Below are 19,529 nucleotides of genomic sequence, written 5' to 3'. Positions count from 1 at the left end.
CCCTGGACCTCCTCGGCCGCGCCCGGAAGATCGTGGTGACGAAGGACGAGACGACGGTCGTCGAGGGCTCCGGTGACCCCGACCAGATCGCCGGCCGGGTCAGCCAGATCCGCAACGAGATCGACAAGTCCGACTCCGACTACGACCGGGAGAAGCTCCAGGAGCGGCTGGCGAAGCTCGCCGGTGGTGTCGCGGTCATCAAGGTCGGCGCGGNCACCGAGGTCGAGCTGAAGGAGAAGAAGCACCGCATCGAGGACGCGGTGTCCAACGCCAAGGCCGCCGTCGAGGAAGGCATCGTCGCCGGCGGTGGCGTCGCGCTGCTCCAGGCCTCGATCACCGCCTTCGAGAAGCTCGACCTCTCCGGCGACGAGGCCACCGGCGCGAGGATCGTGGCACTGGCGCTGGCCGCCCCGCTCCGCCAGATCGCGAGCAACGCCGGCTTCGAGGGTGGTGTCGTCGTAGAGAAGGTTCGGGACCTGCCGGTCGGGCATGGCCTGAACGCGGCCACCGGCGAGTACGTCGACCTCATCGCCACCGGCATCATCGACCCGGTGAAAGTCACCCGCTCGGCGCTGCAGAACGCCGCGTCGATCGCCGGCCTGTTCCTCACCGTCGAGGTCGTCGTGGCGGACCGTCCGTCGGCCGGTGCCGCCGAGGGCGGGGACGGCGCGGGTGCCATGGCGGGTATGGGTTTCTGACGCGCCGGCAGCCGCACCGCGCATCCCCGCCGAGCACAGCGCTCGCGTGCCCGCCGGCCGACTCGGTGTCGGCATCTGACCGGAAGGTGGGCCTTCGTGCCCCTCCGCTACGGCTTTCTCAGCACCTACCCCCCGACGCAGTGCGGCCTCGCCACCTTCACGGCGGCCCTTCTGGACGAGCTGGCCAGCCCGGTGCCCGGCGCCTCCAGCGGGGTGGTCCGGCTGCTCGACGCGCCCGCGGGGCCCGGCCCAGCGCCGGCCGCCGTCGTCGGGGACCTGGTGGCCGGGACCCAGGGCGGCCCGCGCCGCGCGGCGCGGCTCCTGAACGGTTTCGACGTCGTGGTCGTGCAACACGAGTACGGGGTCTACGGCGGCCCGGACGGCGACGAGGTGATCGAGGTGCTCGACAACCTTGAGGTGCCGGTGGTGGTCGTCCTGCACACCGTGCTCGTGCACCCGACCCCGCACCAGCGCGAGGTCCTGGAGGCGCTGGTCGCGTCCGCGGACGCAGTTGTCGTGATGGCCGAGACCGCGCGGGTCCGGCTGGTCGACGGGTACCGGGCCCACCCGCAGCGGGTCTCGGTCATCCCCCACGGCGCAGCCGAGAACCGCCGCGCCGCGCCCGCGCGCTCCGTCCGGCCGACTGTCCTCACCTGGGGCCTGCTCGGCCCGGGTAAGGGCATCGAATGGGGCATCGCGGCGATGGCGGAGCTGGCCGACCTCGACCCGGCTCCGCGCTATCTCGTTGCTGGCCTGACCCATCCCAAGGTGCTCGCCCGGGAGGGCGAGGCCTACCGCGAGGGACTTGCGGCGCTGGCCGGTCGGCTCGGCGTGACCGATGNGATCGCCTTCGACCACCGCTACCTCGACTCGGGATCACTCGCCGAGCTCGTGAGCGGCGCCGACGTCGTCCTGCTCCCCTACGACTCCGTCGACCAGGTCACCTCCGGCATCCTCATCGAGGCGGTCGCGGCGCTGCGGCCCGTCGTCGCCACCCGCTTCCCGCACGCGGTCGAGCTGCTCGGCGACGGCACCGGCCTGCTCGTGCCCCACGGTGACGTGGCGGCGATCGCGGCGGCGGTGCGCAGCATCATCACCGACGACGGCGTCGTGCGCGGGCTGGCGAGCGCCACCGCCGCCCACGCACCCGAGCTGCTGTGGCCCGCGGTGGCACAGCGCTACCACCGGCTGGCTGCCGGGCTGGCCGCCCGCACCGGGAGCAGGCCCCGAGTCGTGCCTGCGTCCCAGCGAGCCCCGGCCACGGCGACAGCGCCCGTGACGGCAACGGCACCCGCCACGGCGGCCCGGTGACGACCACGGTCTCGTTCAACCACCTACTCCGGCTCAGCGACGACATCGGTCTGTTCGAGCACGCCCTCGGCTCAGTTCCACGCCGGGAGTACGGGTACTGCGTGGATGACGTCGCTCGCGGACTCGTCGTCCTCTCCCGCGAGCCGTCGCCACCGCTGGAGCTCGTCCGGCTGCTCGAGCGTTATCTCACCTTCGTGCTGGCGGCGCAGGCGCCGGACGGGACGATCGTCAACCGGCGGGGCACCGACGGTCGCTGGCTGGACAACCCCGAGGTCGGCGACTGCTGGGGCCGCGCCCTGTGGGGGCTGGGTACCGCGGCGGCCCTGGCACCCACCGCGCGGCTGCGGGCGCTGGCCCGCGAGGCGTTTCATGCCAGCGCCGCCCGACGTTCCCCCTGGCCGCGGGCCATGACGTTCGCCGCCCTCGGCGCCGGCGAGATGCTGCTCGCCCACCCGGACGACACCGCGGCCCGTGCCCTGCTCACGGACGCCGTCGCCGCGATCGGCCCGATCGGGGACGATCCCGCGTGGCCGTGGCCCGAGCCCACACTGCGCTACGCCAACGCGGCGGTGCCGGAGGCGCTGATCCTCGCCGGCATCTGCCTGCCCGACCCCGCGGCGCTCGCGAACGGACTGCGGCTGCTGGCCTGGCTGCTCCACGTGGAGACCCGGGGCGGGACGCTGTCCCCGACCCCCGTCGCCGGCCGGAGCCCCCGCGGTGATCGCCGGCCCGGCTTCGACCAGCAGCCCATCGAGGCCGCGGCCATCGCGGACGCCTGCGCGCGGGCCCATGCGGCGACCGGCCGGAATCGGTGGCTCACCGGTCTCGGGCGGGCGCACGGATGGTTCTTCGGCGAGAACGACAANGGCACCCCGCTGATCGACGTCGCGACCGGCGGTTGCCACGACGGCCTCGAACCCGAGGGGTGCAACGCCAACCAGGGCGCGGAGTCCACCCTCGCCCTGCTCTCGACTGCGCAGCACGCGCGTCGCCTGCTCGCGCCGTGGACGCCGTGACCGTCGGGTCGGACGCGGTCGGGTCGGACGCCGGCGAAGCCGACACGGTGACCTTCGAGTCCGAGCTGGTTACCCGGCATCCACTGACGCTGACCGCGGACCCCGGCAGGGTCATCGCGAAGCTCTTCCTGCCCGGTGAGGAGGGCAGCGAGGGGCATTCCCGGGCCGCGGGCATCGTGGCCAGAGTGCTCGCGCTGAGCGACGGCGAGGTCGCCGGACTCGTCGCCGCGCTGCTCGACCGGTTCGGACCCCGGCACCGGGACTACCGAGACCTCCTGACGCGGCACGCCGCGATCGTGGCTCCTCGGGTCCGTACCCCGGCAGAGCTGTCGCCGGCGCGCACGCTGCTGCTCGGCGCGTGCTTCACCGCCGAGTACGCGGTGGAGGGCGCGGCCGTCACCAATCCCTCGGCGGTCCGGCACCCCGACCAGTCGGGGCTGCCGGCCGGCGCGCTGCGGCTGGCGCTCAGCCTGCGCGCCGTCGGCGAGGGGCATCTGTCCTCGATCGGCTTCGCGGTCGCCGTGATCGGCCCGGGCCCGGCGATGCGACTGGAGCCGAGAACCGGCCCGCTCACCACCGGCCTGGCCGTGCCGGTCACCTGGGAGCACGCTCGGCTGCGCGCCCTGCTCACCGACCACGGCCTCGACGACGAGGTGACGCGTTCGGTCCTCGACTCCCTCGACCGGAGCCCGGCGGACGGTGATCTCGAACAGGCCTTCGCCGGCATGCCCGCGGATCTCCTGCGTCGTCCCCAGGCCGCCGGCATCCTGGCCGGGATCCGCTCCGTCGCCGGCACGCTGCGGAAAATCGAGTTCCCGGCGGACAGCGGTCTCGCGGAGCGGGTGCTGTGNCCCACCGTCGCCAGCGAGAGCAAGGGAATGGAGGACGCGCGGTTCGTCCGTTTCACCGCACCGGACGGGACCGTCGACTACCGGGCGACCTACACCGCCTATGACGGCACCGAGATCCGACCGAGGCTGCTCACCAGCCCCGATCTGCGGACGTTCACGACGTCCCCGCTCATCGGCCCGGCCGCGCGGAACAAGGGGATGGCGTTGTTCCCCCGGCTCGTCGGCGGCCGCCATCTCGCGCTCTGCCGATCCGATGGGCAGACCACCGGTCTGACGGCCTCCTCGGACGGGTTGGTCTGGGAGCCGTTCCGTCCGGTCCACGAGCCGAGGGCGACCTTCGAACTCATCCAGGTCGGCAACTGCGGTTCACCCATCGAGACGGCGGCGGGCTGGCTCGTCCTCACCCACGGGGTCGGGCCGATGCGCACCTACTCGGTGGGAGCGATCCTGCTCGATCTGGCGGACCCGGCCACCGTGATCGCGGCATTACCCGAGCCGCTGCTCACCCCGATCGCGACCGAGGCCGAGGGCTACGTCCCCAACGTCGTCTACTCCTGCGGCGGCCTGGTCCACGACGGCCGGCTGTGGCTACCNCACGGGATCGGTGACTCCCGGGTCGGGATGGCGAGNGTGCCCGTCGATGCCCTGCTCGCACGGATGACTCCCCGGACCTGACACTGNGAGCCCGACCCCCGGCCCGCCCTTCGAGCCCGGCCCTTCGAGCCCGACTCCGAACCGGGGAACCTGTCAGCCGAGGATGCGTTCATAGACGGCGAGGTAGTCGGTGACCATCCGAGCCGTCGAGAACCGTCGGCTCGCCATCGCCCGGCAGGCGGCCCGGTCGAGGCCGGCAGCCCGATCCACCGCGGCCGCCGCCGTCGCCGGGCCGTCGACGAGGAATCCGGTCACCGCCTCGTCGACGATCTCCGGCATGGCCCCGCGTGGGTAGGTGACGACCGGCGTACCGCAGGCCATCGACTCCACGACCGCGAGGCCGAACGGTTCGTCGAACGCGATCGGATGGAGCAGCGCAGCGGCGGANCCCAGCNCCTCTGCCCGCCGCGACGGCCCCACCGGCCCGAGGTAGCTCACGGCGTCTCCGTCGACGTGGGGCAGCACCTGCTCGGCGAAATAGCGTTCGTCCTGGACAATCCCGCAGATCGCCAGCCGCCGGCCGGCCATCCGCGCGATCTCGATGGCCGCGGCGGTGCCCTTGTCGGGATGGATCCGGCCGAGTGTCACCAGATCCTCCCCGCCGGCTGCCGAGAACGGCAGGGCCTCCAGATCGATCCCGTGGTACACCGTCGCGACATAGTCCAGTTCCGGGCTGCGATCGGCGTCGGAGATGGAAACGTAGGCGGAGGCCGCCCGGCGGTAGGCGGGGAGGATGCGCGGGTCCGAGAATCCGTGGACCGTCGTGACCATCGGGGCCCGGACATGTGCCGCGAACGCCAACGGCAGCCAGTCGAGATGACTGTGCACGAGGTCGAACTCGCCGGAGCGGGCCAGCGCATGGGCCACGTGCAACGCCTCCCACACCCGCCCGTCGAGCGCCGGGTCCTCGGCGTACCCGTGCGGGCACACGCCATCCAGCTTCCCGGCCGTGCGCGAGTCCAACGTCGCGAACAGGGTGACATCGACGCCGCGCGCCACCAGGCCCTCCGCGAGGTGGCTGGCGATCTGTTCCCACGGGCCGTAGTGCCGCGGCGGGGTGNGCCACGCCACCGGCGCCAGCATCGCGACCTTCATCCCGCGACCCACGTCACCATGTCGATCATCATGCTCAGCCGCCTCGACTCCGGAAGTGCCCGCGGACCGTCCGCGAGCAGTATGGGCCTGGCCCCACGCCCACAGGACCGGTGCGGACGCCGCAGCCGACCACGGTGCCCGCGCATCGCAGGCATTGATCGTCCAGGGTTCCATTATCACATAGAGTAATATGCCGTGCGGTGTGGGTCGCCATGTCGGCGGCGGCCGGGGCGGTCCGGGCGGGGGCGGTGGACGCCCGGTGGCAGACTGATCGATGTGCAGGACGGGGACGCCGGGGCGGTGGCGGGGCCGGGCCGCGACGGGATCGACGGGGGCGACGGGATCGTCGAGNCTGTCGTGGACATCCTGGACGCCGAGCCGCTGTTCGCCGAGCCCGCGAGCCTGAGCATGCTCGCCCGGATGACGGGAAAGCGGCTCGGTTACCCGCTGCAGGTGCCGAGTGTGCCGTTTCGTCGGCAGTGGCTGCTTGCCTTCGTCGCGGAGTGTGCCGCCAACGAGGGCGGCCTTGATGCCCTGGCGACGGTCGTCGGGCGGATGGATGGTCGAGGGCGGGTGTCCCGAGCGGTCGACCGGCTTGTGCGCGGCACCGGCAAGCGGACCGCGGCGGCGGACGGGCGGTTCGCGGCGGCGGACGAGCCGGCCGCGGCCGCGGCCGGGCGGCGGCCGAAGCCCCCGTTCCCCGGGCCTGCGTTCCCCGGGCCCGCCCCCGAGGCGACGGGCCTGACCGTCGACGAGGCGACCGCCCTCGCCGACGTCTACAGCGATCCGGCCGCCGCGCGCCGGCTGTTGACGCGCGCCGGGCTTCCGGACCGGCACCAGCCCAGGCCCCAGCAGAGCAGCCAGGCCTTCTGGTCTGAGGTGAACCGGTTGGTCACCGATGGCGCGTTCCCGGCCGGCCGGGCGTGCATCCTGCGGGAAGCCGCGGCCGACTACCCGGCCAATCCCTGGTTCTCCGCCCGCTGAACCCGGCCGTTCCCCGCGGGCGTCGGCGGCGTGCGGGCGTCGGCGGCGTGGGTGGTTGGGCGGGGCCGGACTCAGCGGGACAGGGCGGCGTGCATCTCCCAGACCAGGACCTCGGCGGGCTCGACGCCGGTGACCCGCTGGCCGCCGGTGCCGGTGAACCGGACCGCGTCACCGGAGTGCAGCGGGCCGGCCCCCTCCAGCGTGACCTCGCCGCGGGCGACGAACAGGTGCAGGTACGGGGCGTCGGGGAGCTGGACGCTCTGCCCGGCGCCGAGCCGGGCGACGTGCAGCGCCGCATACCGGTTGCGGATCCGGATCGCGCTGGCGCCGTCGTGGCGGGCCATCCCGGAGGCGACCGGGACGAGGCCGCCGCCGAGCAACTCGCCGTCGATCTCGAGCTGCTCGTACCCCGGGGTGATGCCCTGCTCGTCGGGCACGACCCACATCTGGACGAAGTGCACCGGCTCGTCGTGCGGCTCGCCGCCGCCGGCGAGGCGCCAGGCGTCGTTCTTCTCCGAGTGCAGGATGCCCCGCCCGGCGCTCATCCGCTGCGCGAGCCCCGGGTAGATCACCCCGGAGTTCCCGGTCGAGTCCTGGTGGACCAGCGAGCCACGCAGCACCCAGGTGACGATCTCCATGTCCCGGTGCGGGTGGGTCTCGAAGCCGGCGCCCGCGCGCACCGTGTCGTCGTTGCTGACCAGCAGCAGGCCGTGGTGGGTGTTGGCCGGGTCGTAGTGGTGGCCGAAGGAGAAGGAGTGCTTCGAGTCGAGCCAGTCGATCGTCGTCGTCGGGCGCTCGGCGGCGCGACGGATGTCGAGGNCTCGCTGCGGTGTCACGCTGGCCATGATGGACCCTTCCCATCTTCATGACGTGTCATCTAAGCTGGCGGACATGTCAAGCGGATCTGGGGGCGGCACATTCCCGGCGAAGCCCGTGCGGTGGCTCGACGAGCGCGAGCAGCGGGTCTGGCGTCGGTACCTGCTCCTGTCCAGCCAGCTCACCGCGCGGATGAACCGTCAGCTCGCCGCCGACGCCGGGCTCTCGCTGGCCGACTACGAGGTCCTCGTCCGCCTCACCGACGTCCCGGCGGGGCGTCTGCGGGTGACCAGGCTCGCCCGCGAACTGTCCTGGGAGCAGAGCCGGCTGTCCCACCACGTCTCCCGGATGGCGCGCCGCGGCCTGGTCGCGCGGGAGGAGTGCGCCGACGACGGCCGCGGCGCCCTGGTGGCGCTGACCGAGCAGGGGCGGGCCGCGATCGAGCGCGCCGCCCCGGCGCACGTCGCCTTCGTCCGCGCCAGCGTCTTCGACGCCCTCACCGACGCCCAGCTGGACGCCCTCGACACCATCTTCGGGTCGATCCTGACGGGTCTCGCCCAGTAACGGATCGGAAATCCTCGCAGTTCGTGGTCGTGGTCGTGGTCGTGCTCGTGCCGTCGCGTGCCGGCAGGGGTTCGGGGTAGTGCCCGGGTGAAGGTCCCGAGGCGAGGGGGGAATCATGACGGAGTTCACCAAGGGCGAGCGGGTGCGCTGGTCGAGCCATGGCGGCACCGCGACAGGTGAGGTCGTCCGCCGGATCACCGGCGACACCGAGGCGGGCGGCCGGACCGTCCGGGCCAGCGGGGACGAACCGCAGTATCTCGTCCGTAGTGACAACGGCGGCGAAGCCGTGCACAAGCCCGACGCGCTGACGAAGATCTGACCCGCGGAGCCCCTGGCCCCCGCCCCTGGCCCCCGCTGCCTGGCTAGCGACCCACATCCCGGCGGCCGCGCAGCCGGACGGCCGCCGGGACGATCGCCCAGAGGATCACCAGCAGAGTGAAGGTCGCAGTACCGGCGGTGACTCCGGCCACGCGCCCTTCGACGACATCGAAGATCAACGCTATGGCGCCGGCGACGGCCAGCGCGAGCAGCGCGAGTCCTGCCTGGGCGACCCGGCTGGCTACGCGGACCAGTGCCTCCTTCTCCCGGTGACGGAAGACGGCCCGGTGGATGCTGACCGGCATCACCAGCACGCCGGTGGCACCCACCGACAGCGCGACGACGGCCAGGTACAGCCAACGCTGCTCGTGTTCCAGTGCTGCGAAGCGCTGCTGGAACGGCAGCGAGAGCAGAAAGGCGGTCAGCAGCTGGACCCCTGTCTGGGCGACACGCAACTCCTGGAGCAGCTCGCTCCAGTTACGGTCGGCCCGTTCGGCCGCGGTCTCGTTCCTGGCCTGCGCGGCGCCGCCGTCGTCCTCGCCGGCCCGGTCTTCCGTCACCGCCGCACGGTAACCGCCGGACCCGGGACCTCCGGCCCCGACAGGGACCCGGCCGCGTCACGGGCACCTCGCGGCACCGGCGCAGACCTCGACCGGGCAGAACCTCGACCGGACAGAGCAGAGTCTGTCCCGCGCCGCGGGGGAGGGCGAACGACAACGGCGGCCCAGAACCGTTTACCCGGGTAAGGCGATCGGTCCGGGGTAGGAGCGGACGGTGACCGAATCCGCTCNCGCCGTCCTGTTCGACCTCGACGGCACCCTGGTCGACACCAACTACGCCCACGTGCTGGCCTGGTTCCGGGCGTTCCGCCAGGAGCGACACCCGGTCACCATGGTCGCCGTCCACCGCCATGTCGGGATGGGCTCCGACAGGCTCCTGGACGCGCTGGCGCCGGACCGGGACCGCCGCCGCGACGACATCCTGACCGCCGCCCACACCGAGCACTACGCCGGCTTCCTCGGCCTCGTCCAGCCGCTGCCCGGCGCCCGGGAGCTGGTGCGGGAGGTGGCCCGCCGCGGCGGCCAGGTCGTGCTGGCCACCTCGGCGCCGGCCGACGAGCTGCGGGCGCTGCGCGAGGCCCTCGACGTCGACGACTGCCTGAGCGCGGTGACCTCCTCCGCCGACGCCGAGACGTCGAAGCCGGCGCCGGACATCGTCCAGATCGCGCTGGAACGTTCCGGCGTCGACCCGGCCGACGCCGTGATGGTCGGCGACACCCGCTGGGACGTCCTGGCGGCGGCCCGCGCCGGAATACCCTGCGTGACGGTCCTGTCCGGCGGCATCGGCCGCGACGAGCTGCGCGAGGCCGGCGCCGTCGCCCTCTACACCGGACCGGACGACCTGCTGGCCCACCTCGACGACTCCCCGATCGGCCGACTCCTGCGCGGCGGTGCTGTCAGCGCCGGCGGTCGGCGAGGAACGTTCCGCTCATCGTGACGGTCACCCGGTCACCCGCCGGTTCACGGGAGTTACGCCGTCNGCCTGATCGAGCCGTCCCGGACGGTAATCGCCATCTCGACCCCGGCCAGAGGGCAGCCACGGGCCTCGGCGGCCGGCAAATCATGTATTACACGCCCCGCAGAATGTGTACTGGCAGGCCCGCAGAATATGTACTGTCGGCTTCGCGGTTCGTGTAGCGTCGCCGTATGGCGACGTCAGGGTATGTGTCTCGGATCGCCGACGGGCCGCTGGCCAGCCTGCTCGCCGAGCTGCCCGCGGTCATGGTCACGGGCCCGCGCGCGGCGGGGAAGACGACCTCGGCTCGGCGGATCGCCGGCGACATCCTGCGGCTCGATGACCCCGCGGTGGCCGCGGCGGTGGCCGCGAGTCCGGACGCCGCCCTGCGCCGTGCGCGGGAACCCGTCCTTCTCGACGAGTGGCAGGAGGTACCGGCGATCCTGGGTGCGGTCAAGCGCGCGGTCGACGACGATCCCCGCCCCGGTCGCTTTCTCCTCACCGGCAGCGTCGAAGCCGACTTCACCACCCGCCAGTGGCCCGGAACAGGTCGCGTCGTCCGATTGGTACTGCATGGGCTCACCGAGCGGGAGATCTCCGGTTCCGCCGACCAGCCGAGCCTGCTCGACCTGCTCCTGCACTCGGACCTCTCCCGACTGCGTGTCTCCGGCCCGCCTCCGAGCCTGGACGACTACGTCGACCTGGCGCTGCGCAGCGGTTTCCCCGAGGCCGCGCTGAACCTGAGCACACCCGGACGGCTCGCCTGGCTGGACGCGTACATCGATCATGTCGTCACCCGGGACGTGATGGCCGCGGGGGAGCAGCGGGATCCCGTCCGGCTGCGCCGCTACCTGGAGGTTCTCGGGCTCTCGACGGCCGGGCNCCCCGCCGACGGCACGGTCTACCAGGCCGCCGGCATCAACCAGNGGACCGCNGATGCCTACGACCGGATTCTGGCTGCCCTTTATCTGATCGATCTCGTCCCGGCGTGGTCGACGAACCGGCTGAGCAGACTGACCAAGCGAGCGAAGCGATACCTGACCGATCCCGCGCTCGCGCTGGNCGCCGCCCGGGTGGACGAGCGCAGCGTCCTGCGGGACGGGGATCTGCTCGGCCGGATGCTTGACACCTTCGTCGTCGCCCAGCTGCGGCCGGAGGNGACGCTTCTGCATCCGCGGGCTCGGCTGCATCACCTCCGTTCCCGCGACCAGCAGGAGGTCGATGTCATCATCGATCTCGGCGGAGGGCAGGTGATCGCCATGGAAATCAAGGCCTCGTCGGCGCCGTCCGCTCGGGACGCCCGCCACCTCGTGTGGCTGCGTGATCAACTCGGCGAGGATTTCCGCGTCGGAGTCGTGTTCCACACCGGCCCGATGCCCTTCGACCTCGACGACCGCATCTGGGCGCTGCCCATCAGCGCCCTGTGGGCAGCCCGGATCGATTAGCGCCGAAGCGGACCCGCGTCCCGGTCGACGTCGCCGTGCCCTGCAACGGCTGTCTGGAATGGGCCTAGGCTGAACGGGTGACCGTTGTGAAGATCAATGCCATCGAGGTTCCCGAGGGCGCCGGCCCCGAGCTGGAGAAGCGGTTCGCCAACCGCCTGCANGCGGTGGACGGCCAGCCCGGCTTCGTCTCGTTCGAGCTGCTCCGCCCGGTGAAGGGCGACGACCGGTACTTCGTCGTGACCCACTGGGACAGCGAGGATTCCTTCCAGNCCTGGCTCACCGGCCCGGCCATGGAGGCGCACTCCGGCGAGCGCGCCCGTCCCGTGGCCTCCGGCTCCTCCCTACTGGAGTTCGAAGTCGTCCAGCGCTCGATAGCGGGCGGCTCTGCGCAGAGCTGACCAGNGCACAGCCCCGGGTTAGNCCGACCAAAGATCGGCTTCGAGAGGCCCCGCGTCCCGGTGAGGGTGGCCTACACCGCCGAACTGTCCTGCCGAGACCAGACAACCCGCGGATTGAAGGCAACAGAGTCATGTACGCCACCAAACGCGCCGGTCCGGGCCGCCGCCTGGCCTACGACACCTTGATGCGCACCCCGATCGCCGGGGCCACGTCCGCGACGACGCCGCTCGNCCGCCGGACCACCGTCCGTGCCCTCGGCCCGACGGCGAGCCTGCGGTAGGCGTCCCGCCCGACGACCGTCCGCGGCGATGACTCGCCGCACGTGGGGCCGCCCCGACTCGTCACGGNGAGCGCGGCGGCCGTCACACTCGCGAATACGCAAATCGGTGCGCGGCTCATCGCACTGCGATACCGTCGCCCCCGAATATCCGATATATCCGGCGCATGATGGGATCCCGGTCTCGCCGCGGTGGCACCCCCTCCTCCGAGGAGTCCTCCACATGCCGAATCGACGTTCATTCCTGCTCGGCACGTCCGCCACGATGGTCGGCGGCGCCGCCGCGCTCGTTGCCGGCGGCGGTAGTGGCCCCACCGCGCTGGCGGCCACCCGCGCGGCCGCGCAGACCTCTCCGGCCGCCAGCGGCGCCCTGCCGCTGACCATCGTCAACCACACCTACCGCTACGCCAACGACCAGATCTGGATCTACCTCGTAGGTACCGACCTGAACACCGGCCAACAGATCTTCGTCCGCCCGGACGGCACCGTCGCCCGGCTCTCGCTGGCCGCTAACGGGCCGGACGGCTTCGCCGACCTGTCCATCCCGCTTGTGGCGGACGGCGACACGCCCTTCGCCATTCCCGCCGACATGTCCGGACGGGTCTACGTCTCGACCGGTTCCAAGCTGAGGTTCCGGGTCGTCACCGACGCCGCCGGCAACGCGGCCCTGCAACACCCGGCCGGCTGGGTGCGCGACGATCCGAGCTACGCCGTGATACACGACTTCATGGAGTTCACCCACAACGCGACCGGCATGTTCTGCAACACCACCATGGTCGACATGTTCAGTGTCCCGCTGTCGATCCGGCTGCGCGNCACGGCCGACCAGAGCACCGGCCAGCTCACCGCCGGCGGGCGGGCCGCGATCCTCGCCGCGCTCCGGGCCGACGCCACGTTCGCCCCGCTGGTGGTTGACGACGTCCGGGTGATCGCGCCCGGGCACGGCATCGACGCCGGAATCTTTCCAGCGACCTACTACGACTCCTACATCGACGCGGTGTGGAATGCCTACGCCTCGCGTCCGCTCACCGTCGCCGCCGGCCCGCGCACCGTCACCGGGTCGGTGACCGGCGACCTGCTGCGCTTCGACGGCGGGGTGGCGCCGTTCGCCCGGCCGAGCACCCGCGACGTTCTGTACTGTGCCGGTGCGCTCGCGGCCCCGAACGACGGGGGCACCGGGCNGGTCGCCGCCGTGCTCGGCGCGGCCTTCAACCGTTCGACGCTGCTGACGCAGCCGTCCCAGCCGGCAACCGATCCGGCCACATTCTACCGTGATCCGGTTACCAATCACTACGCGCGGGTCATGCACGAGAACACCGCGGACGGGAAGGCGTACGGATTCCCCTTCGACGATGTCGCAGGCCTGGCGTCCTATGTCCAGGACACCGCGCCGACCTCGGTCACGCTGTCCCTCACTCCGTTCTGAACCGACACCGTCGCCCGCGGCCGGGCCAGGGTGGCCGGCGGGAACGTGCTGTGGCCGCCGAAGGTGGGCACCTGGTCCAGCCACTCGTCCCGGGTGTAGGACTGCTCCCGGTCGAACCGCCACTGCTCCGGCTCGCCGAACGCGCCCGACCGGCGGATCCCGCCGGCGCCCCTGGCGAGCAACGTCGAGTGCCCGTCCAGGCCGGGCATCGCCCGGTGGTAGAGCGACGCGTCGGGCAGCACCCGGCGGTAGACCGCGGAGAAGGCTTCCGCCAGGCCGGGCGGCGGCTGGCCCGCNTTCCAGAACACGGCCAGCCGGCCACCGGGCCGCAGCACCTGCGCAGCCATCCCGCGGGGCCAACATCGTCGTATCGTGGCGCGCCGAATTATGGGTGCAAAATTTCCGGCTTCGGGCACCCCACGGTTTGCGCGAAGCTGAAGAGCGACCGTGCCATTCAAATGACCGTCGCACCCACGGGCTTCGCGGTAGCGGCCGCCGTAGTAGGCGATGAAGCTTTGGGTTCCGCGGATCCAGGCGGCGAGGTCGCCGTGTCCGGCAGCCTTGGCCAGGCTCATGGCCTCGTTGCAGTAGGCGCGGGCCACCAGCTCGTTGCCCAGATCGAACGCGAGATAGCCGAGTAGGCCGGACAGTTTTCCGCCGACGAGGTAGAGGTGTCGGCGTTGGGCGGGGTGCTGGTGTCCGGCCATGAGTTCGGCAACCCACCGGCGCTGCTTCAACGCGATCGGGTAGACCGTGGCGGCGTTGCTGGTCTCGTACCGGCGGCCGACGACCTCGATGCTTGCTTCCAACTGCTCAAGGGAAGCGTCATCGACGTTGGACGCGGCGAAGAGCTGCATCCGCCGGGTGACCTCGTCCAGCTCCTCGTCGATCGCCCACGCGGCGACCCCGACCGCGGCGAGGCCGAGGCGCTCGCGGGGGATGTCGAGTCCTTCGGCGAACTTCTCGTAGGTCTCGATGCTGGAGACCTGGCGCTTGCCGTTGAGGATGAGACTGATCGTCGGCTGTGGCACCCCAGTCATGGTCGCGATCTGGGGTTGAGACGCGCGGTCCACCGCTTGTAGATCGTCAGCACGGCCCGCATGTCGCGGTCGGCGAGGGCGGCGACCATGGCGGGCCGGTGCCGCAGTCCGTTGGCGCAGTGGACAGCGGGAAGCGACGCCGGATGTTGAAAGCAGCAGTAACCAGCCGGAAGGCGCCGAGGATGAATGATGCTTGCCCGCGGCTGCCGGTCTGGCTGCTTGGGCCACAGCGGCGGACCGGCCGGAATGGCTGAAATGCCTGATGGGAGCGGGTGCGCCGTCAGGGACTTGAACCCCGAACCCGCGGATTAAGAGTCCGCTGCTCTGCCAATTGAGCTAACGGCGCGTTGCCTTCGCGTTCCCTGGCGGTTCCCGCGTCGACATGGAGAACTCTACCAGGCATCGCGGGCGTGTGGATGAGGGGGGTGGGTCGGACCTGCGGGGCGAGGCGCTGGGGCGGCGGGCGTCGACGTGCCTGTGGGACCGGCGTGGACGGGTGGATCCGGGGCAGGGTGTGGTCCGGGTCCGGAGCGGTCCGGGCATCAACCGGGTTCCGGGGATGTTTCGCTGATAGACATAGCTGACCGCGATCGGATGCCGTGCGACGTACGGTCGAGGTGGGGCTGCCGATCGGCGTCGCGGCCTGATGTGGCGTCTTCGCCGTCGCCCGCGGCCCGCGCGTCCGGGACCGGTGCCCGCGCCCCGCCCGTGCATGGCCGGATCCATCGGAACCTGCTGACCTGGAGGTCCACCGCGAGCCCCGAAGCATCCTCAGCCGAGACGCCCCGCTTCGCCGGCGAGCCGTCTCGCTCCGCGCATCCCGTTGCCGATCCGGCCCAACCAGGGGGATCGGAGCTTCCGCACCAGGACCGCCGACGCGGCGCAACGACGGACCCGCCGCCGAGCGAGATCGCGCCGCCGAACAAGGGCCCTGCGACGGGTGGGAGCGGGGCTCGGGCGGACGGCCCGCAGCGTGACGAGGCGGATCGGTGGTTGCGGCGGCTGGGGCGGCAGGTCCTGGTCTACCGCCGCAACGTCATCCTCGCGTTCGGCGCGGCGCTGCTCGGCACGCTCGTCACCGCCGCCGTCCCGCTGGTCGAGCGGCAGGTCATCGACAACGTCGTCGTCACCCACCGGCACTCGCTGACCCCGTACCTGGTCGTCCTGCTCGCCGCGGGTGTGGCCATCTTCGCCACCGCGTTCGTGCGGCGGTATGTGGGCGGACGGCTGTCGCTGGACGTCCAGTACGACCTGCGTGACGAGGTCTTCAGCACCATCGAGCGGCTCGACGGGGCCCGGCAGGACCAGGTCCAGACCGGGCAGGTGGTCAGCCGGGCGATCTCGGACGTCGGCGCCATTCAGGGACTGCTGTCGTACCTGCCGATGGTCGTCGGCAACCTGGTGCTGTTCATCGCCTCCCTGGTGGCGATGGCGTGGCTGTCGCCGCTGTTGACCCTCATCGCCCTCGCCATGGGGCCGGCGCTGTTCCTGCTCGGCCTGCGGGCTCGCAAGACCGTGTTTCCCGCCACCTGGGCGGCCCAGCAGCAGGCCGGGGAGGTCGCGGGGGCCGTCGAGGAGGCGGTCGCCGGGGTTCGGGTGGTGAAGGGCTTCGGGCAGGAGGACCGGGAGCTCGGGCGGNTCGCCGGGCACGCCCGGACGCTGTTCGCGCTGCGGATGCGGGCCGTGAGGATCACCAGCCGGTTCGGCGCGGCGATGCAGGCGGTGCCGGCACTCGGGCAGGTCGCGGTGCTGGCGCTCGGCGGCTGGCTGGCGCTGACCGACCGGATCACCCTCGGCACCTTCCTCGCGTTCAGCACCTACCTCGGGGCGCTCATCGGCCCGACCCGTACCCTCGCCGGGTTGCTCACCGTCGGCCAGCAGGCCAAGGCCAGCACGGTGCGCATCTTCGAGATCATCGACTCCCATCCGGCGATCACCGACGCGCCGGACGCCACCGTCCTCGACACCGCCCGCGGGCTGATCGAGCTGGACGGGGTGACCTTCGGCTACCTGCCGTCGCGGCCGGTGCTGCGCGACATCAGCCTGCGCATCTCCCCGGGCGAGACGGTGGCCCTCGTCGGCACCTCCGGCTCCGGCAAGTCGACGATCTCCCAGCTCCTGCCCCGCTTCTACGACCCGCAGGGCGGCACGGTCCGCCTCGACGGCCACGACGTCCGCACGCTGACGCTGGCCTCGCTGCGTGACCAGATCGGGGTGGTGTTCGAGGACAGCTTCCTGTTCTCCGACACGGTCCGGGCGAACATCTCCTACGGCCGACCCGACGCCACCGACGACCAGATCGTCGCCGCGGCCCGGGCCGCGCAGGCCGACGGCTTCATCCGCGACCTGCCGAACGGCTACGACACCGTCGTCGGCGAGCAGGGCCTGACCCTCTCCGGGGGCCAGCGCCAGCGGGTCGCGCTCGCCCGCGCGCTGCTGACCGACCCGCGGGTGCTGCTCCTCGACGACGCCACCTCCGCGATCGACGCGCGGATCGAGGCCGAGATCCACGCCACGCTGCGTGAGGTCATGCGGGGACGCACCACGCTGCTCATCGCGCACCGCCGCTCCACCCTGCACCTCGCCGACCGGATCGCCGTGCTCGACGCCGGCCGGATCGTCGACATCGGCACCGAGGACGAGCTGGCCGTCCGCAGCCCCCTGTTCCGCCGCCTGCTCGCCGGCCCCGGCGACACCCTCGCCGAGGACATCGAGGACATCGAGGACATCGAGGACGCCGAGGACATCGAGGACATCGAGTCCGGCCAGAAGGAGCAGCTCGTCCCGCCGCCCGGCTCGGTGGTGACAGGAGCGGGGGGCAGGCCACCGTCCGGCGGGGCGTTCGGCGCGGCGCGGTCGGGGCCTCCGTCCGGCGCCGTGCCGTCCGGCGCCGTGCCGTCGGGCTCGGGGCTCGGGGGGGTGCCGTCGGGGCGTGGGTTCGGTTCCGTTCCGGGGGGACGGGGGTTCGGCGGGGGACGATCGGGACGGGTGCTCAGCGGCGGCGGGGCGTTCGGGGACGTGCCGGCGACGCCGGAGCTGCTCGCCCGGGTCGACGCCCTGCCGCCGGCCCGCGACGACCCGCAGGTCGACCAGGCCGCCGCCGCGGCGCCCGACCCGGATTTCACGCTGCGCCGGCTGCTGTCCTGGGTACGCGTCCCGCTCGTGGTGGGACTGCTGCTGGTCGCCCTCGACGCCGTCGCCGGCCTCGCCGTGCCGGCGCTGGTGCGCCACGCGGTCGACGCGGGCGTGAGCGCGCAGGCGCGTGGCGTGCTGTTCGCCACCGCGGGCGTCGCGCTCGCCGTCACCCTCGCCGACTGGCTCGTCCAGATCTGGCAGACCCGGGTCACCGGACGGATGGGNGAGCGGCTGCTCTACGTGCTGCGGGTCAAGACGTTCGCCCAGTTGCAGCGGCTCGGGCTCGACTACTACGAGCGCGAACTCGCCGGGCGGATCATGACCCGGATGACGACCGACGTCGACGCCCTGTCGACGTTCCTTCAGACCGGCCTGGTCACCGCGATCGTCAGCCTGCTGTCCTTCTTCGGCGTGCTGATCGCGCTGCTGCTGCTCGACGCCCAGCTCGCCCTCGTGGTCGTCGCCGTGCTGCCGGTGCTGATCGGGGTGACGGTGGTGTTCCGGCGCCGCTCGTCGGTCGCCTACACCGAGTCCCGGGAGCGGGTCAGCGCGGTCAACGCCTCCCTGCAGGAGAACCTGACGGGGCTGCGCGTCGCGCAGGCGTTCGGGCGGGAGCAGGTCAACCAGGAGCGGTTCCGCGGGCTCGCCGACTCCTATCGGCGTTCCCGGATGCGGGCACAACGGATGATCGCGCTCTACTTCCCCTTCGTGGAGTTCCTCTCCCGTATCGCGGGTGCCCTCGTGCTGGGCATCGGCGCGCATCTCGCCGTGCACGGATCGCTCTCGGCGGGTGCATTGCTCGCCTTCCTGCTGTACGTCAACCTGTTCTTCTCGCCGGTGCAGCAGCTTTCCCAGGTGTTCGACGGTTACCAGCAGGCGATGGTCGGCCTGCGCCGGCTGTCCGACCTGCTGCGCACCCCGACGTCGACGCCGCCGGCCGAGNACCCCCGCCCGGTCGGCCGCCTGTCCGGCGAGGTGGTGCTGGACGACGTGCACTTCGCCTACACCATCGCCGACGGCAGGGCGGCCAACGCCGTCGACGGGGTGAGCCTGCGCATCGCCCCCGGTGAGACGGTCGCGTTCGTCGGCGAGACGGGCGCGGGCAAGTCCACGGTGGTCAAGCTCATCGCCCGGTACTACGACGTCACCGGCGGGGCGATCCGGATCGACGGCGTCGACGTGCGCGAGTTCGACCTGTCGGCGTATCGCCGCCGGCTCGGCGTCGTCCCGCAGGAGCCGTTCGTGTTCTCCGGCTCGATCCGCGACGCCATCGCCTACGCCCGGCCCGACGCCGCCGACGACGAGGTGCGCGCCGCGGCCCGCGCGGTCGGCGCCGACACGTTCATCGACGCCCTGCCCGACGGCTACGACCATGCCGTCGGCGAGCGGGGCCGCGGCCTGTCCGCCGGGCAGCGCCAGCTGCTGGCGCTCGCCCGAGCCGAGCTCGCCGACCCCGACATCCTGCTGTTCGACGAGGCGACCGCCGCCCTGGACCTCGCCACCGAGGCCGCGGTCACCGCCGCCGCCGAGGCGGTCACCACCCGGCGGACCACGATCGTCATCGCCCACCGGCTCACCACCGCCGCCCGCGCCGACCGGGTGGTGGTGATGGCCGACGGCCGCGTCGCCGAGCAGGGGACGCATGCCGATCTCGTCCACGCCGGCGGCCCGTACTCCCGCCTGTGGGCGGCCTTCACGGCCGACACCGAACCCGCCGACCCTGAGCCACCCGCCGACCCTGAGCCACCCGCCGACCCTGAGCCACCCGCCGACCCTGAGCCACCCGCCGACCCTGAGCCACCGGGCAAGGCTGAGGCGCCAGGCGGCGCTGGGCCCTCCGGGGGCGACCACCAGGTCGGCGAAGCGCCGGAGGAGTCCGGGCTGGCGGACCATTCCGTGATGTCATGATTCGACGCTCCGCCGGTGGGGGAGGCCCTTGGCAGGGCGGACGGAAGTCCGCCGGTGCCGGTCCCGCCGCTGCGGCC

General features: G+C 72.4%; 9 protein-coding genes, 1 tRNA gene and 18 pseudogenes. 23 read left to right on the top strand and 5 right to left on the bottom strand.

Annotated features, from left to right (window positions below; genetic code table 11):
• The 5 genes and pseudogenes from groEL to UK94_RS71250 all read left to right on the top strand — a co-directional run.
• Window positions 1-213 (top strand): annotated as a pseudogene (gene groEL, locus UK94_RS71265) (chaperonin GroEL); the annotation flags it as partial.
• A gap of 1 nt (window position 214) precedes the next feature.
• On the top strand, window positions 215-698 hold a 484-nt coding region (locus UK94_RS30595), incomplete at its 5' end, for a TCP-1/cpn60 chaperonin family protein (protein WP_313949620.1).
• Between the two features lie 96 nt (window positions 699-794).
• Window positions 795-1,539, top strand: a pseudogene (locus UK94_RS71260) (glycosyltransferase); the annotation flags it as partial.
• A gap of 2 nt (window positions 1,540-1,541) precedes the next feature.
• Window positions 1,542-2,009 (top strand): glycosyltransferase, encoded by a 468-nt coding sequence (locus tag UK94_RS71255; protein ID WP_235490763.1) that lies wholly within the window; start codon window positions 1,542-1,544, stop codon window positions 2,007-2,009.
• 1,867 nt (window positions 2,010-3,876) lie between these two features.
• Window positions 3,877-4,469: pseudogene (locus UK94_RS71250) on the top strand (glycosylase); the annotation flags it as partial.
• Between the two features lie 154 nt (window positions 4,470-4,623).
• Here UK94_RS71250 and UK94_RS71245 read toward each other — a convergent pair.
• The 3 genes and pseudogenes from UK94_RS71245 to UK94_RS30565 form a co-directional block, all read right to left on the bottom strand.
• Window positions 4,624-4,917: pseudogene (locus UK94_RS71245) on the bottom strand (glycosyltransferase); the annotation flags it as partial.
• Window positions 4,918-4,925: 8 nt separating this feature from the next.
• Window positions 4,926-5,556, bottom strand: a 631-nt coding sequence (locus UK94_RS71240) for a glycosyltransferase (protein ID WP_268761738.1), incomplete at its 3' end; no start/stop codon positions are given.
• Window positions 5,557-6,680: 1,124 nt separating this feature from the next.
• Window positions 6,681-7,428: pseudogene (locus UK94_RS30565) on the bottom strand (pirin family protein); the annotation flags it as partial.
• Between the two features lie 72 nt (window positions 7,429-7,500).
• On the opposite strand from UK94_RS30565, the gene UK94_RS30560 reads away from it, so the two are divergent.
• Both UK94_RS30560 and UK94_RS30555 read left to right on the top strand, forming a co-directional pair.
• On the top strand, window positions 7,501-7,989 hold the full coding sequence (locus UK94_RS30560) for a MarR family winged helix-turn-helix transcriptional regulator (protein ID WP_050997038.1): 489 nt from the start codon (window positions 7,501-7,503) through the stop codon (window positions 7,987-7,989).
• A gap of 115 nt (window positions 7,990-8,104) precedes the next feature.
• Window positions 8,105-8,308 (top strand): DUF2945 domain-containing protein, encoded by a 204-nt coding sequence (locus UK94_RS30555; RefSeq protein ID WP_041938974.1) that lies wholly within the window; start codon window positions 8,105-8,107, stop codon window positions 8,306-8,308.
• A gap of 43 nt (window positions 8,309-8,351) precedes the next feature.
• On the opposite strand, the gene UK94_RS30550 is transcribed toward UK94_RS30555, so the two are convergent.
• Entirely contained in the window at window positions 8,352-8,867 is a 516-nt protein-coding gene (locus UK94_RS30550; RefSeq protein WP_011602894.1) for a DUF6328 family protein, read from the bottom strand.
• Window positions 8,868-9,105: 238 nt separating this feature from the next.
• On the opposite strand from UK94_RS30550, the gene UK94_RS30545 reads away from it, so the two are divergent.
• The 12 genes and pseudogenes from UK94_RS30545 to UK94_RS71185 all read left to right on the top strand — a co-directional run.
• A complete protein-coding gene (locus tag UK94_RS30545; protein WP_268761737.1) occupies window positions 9,106-9,804 on the top strand; it encodes an HAD family hydrolase in 699 nt (232 codons plus the stop codon).
• A 209-nt stretch (window positions 9,805-10,013) separates the two neighbouring features.
• Window positions 10,014-10,704: pseudogene (locus tag UK94_RS71235) on the top strand (AAA family ATPase); the annotation flags it as partial.
• Window position 10,705: 1 nt separating this feature from the next.
• Window positions 10,706-10,748, top strand: a pseudogene (locus tag UK94_RS71230) (hypothetical protein); the annotation flags it as partial.
• A gap of 9 nt (window positions 10,749-10,757) precedes the next feature.
• A pseudogene (locus UK94_RS71225) lies at window positions 10,758-10,884 on the top strand (ATP-binding protein); the annotation flags it as partial.
• 11 nt (window positions 10,885-10,895) lie between these two features.
• Window positions 10,896-10,980: pseudogene (locus UK94_RS71220) on the top strand (hypothetical protein); the annotation flags it as partial.
• Window position 10,981: 1 nt separating this feature from the next.
• Window positions 10,982-11,267, top strand: a pseudogene (locus UK94_RS71215) (DUF4143 domain-containing protein); the annotation flags it as partial.
• 77 nt (window positions 11,268-11,344) lie between these two features.
• Window positions 11,345-11,427 (top strand): annotated as a pseudogene (locus UK94_RS71210) (antibiotic biosynthesis monooxygenase); the annotation flags it as partial.
• 1 nt (window position 11,428) lies between these two features.
• Window positions 11,429-11,536: pseudogene (locus UK94_RS71205) on the top strand (antibiotic biosynthesis monooxygenase); the annotation flags it as partial.
• 1 nt (window position 11,537) lies between these two features.
• Window positions 11,538-11,665 (top strand): annotated as a pseudogene (locus UK94_RS71200) (antibiotic biosynthesis monooxygenase); the annotation flags it as partial.
• Window positions 11,666-12,166: 501 nt separating this feature from the next.
• Window positions 12,167-12,758, top strand: a pseudogene (locus tag UK94_RS71195) (beta-1,3-glucanase family protein); the annotation flags it as partial.
• Window position 12,759: 1 nt separating this feature from the next.
• Window positions 12,760-13,124: pseudogene (locus UK94_RS71190) on the top strand (beta-1,3-glucanase family protein); the annotation flags it as partial.
• 1 nt (window position 13,125) lies between these two features.
• On the top strand, window positions 13,126-13,369 hold a 244-nt coding region (locus tag UK94_RS71185; RefSeq protein WP_235490759.1), incomplete at its 5' end, for a beta-1,3-glucanase family protein.
• Window positions 13,370-14,682: 1,313 nt separating this feature from the next.
• Here UK94_RS71185 and UK94_RS30520 read toward each other — a convergent pair.
• Window positions 14,683-14,755, bottom strand: a tRNA-Lys gene (locus tag UK94_RS30520).
• 248 nt (window positions 14,756-15,003) lie between these two features.
• Between UK94_RS30520 and UK94_RS71180 the strand changes: the two are divergent.
• The 4 genes and pseudogenes from UK94_RS71180 to UK94_RS75565 all read left to right on the top strand — a co-directional run.
• A pseudogene (locus UK94_RS71180) lies at window positions 15,004-16,047 on the top strand (ABC transporter transmembrane domain-containing protein); the annotation flags it as partial.
• Window position 16,048: 1 nt separating this feature from the next.
• Window positions 16,049-17,768: pseudogene (locus tag UK94_RS71175) on the top strand (ATP-binding cassette domain-containing protein); the annotation flags it as partial.
• 1 nt (window position 17,769) lies between these two features.
• Window positions 17,770-18,486 (top strand): annotated as a pseudogene (locus UK94_RS71170) (ABC transporter ATP-binding protein); the annotation flags it as partial.
• A 33-nt stretch (window positions 18,487-18,519) separates the two neighbouring features.
• Window positions 18,520-19,452 carry an ATP-binding cassette domain-containing protein gene (locus UK94_RS75565; protein WP_313949622.1) on the top strand — a complete coding sequence of 311 codons (933 nt, stop codon included), beginning with the start codon at window positions 18,520-18,522 and terminating at the stop codon, window positions 19,450-19,452.
• Window positions 19,453-19,529 lie beyond the last annotated feature (77 nt).

This window comes from Frankia sp. AvcI1, from assembly GCF_001420875.1.
GTDB classification, from domain to species: Bacteria; Actinomycetota; Actinomycetes; order Frankiales; family Frankiaceae; genus Frankia; species Frankia alni.
The sequence above is the reverse complement of the archived record's forward strand: the minus strand, read 5'-3'. Positions and strand labels throughout refer to the sequence as shown.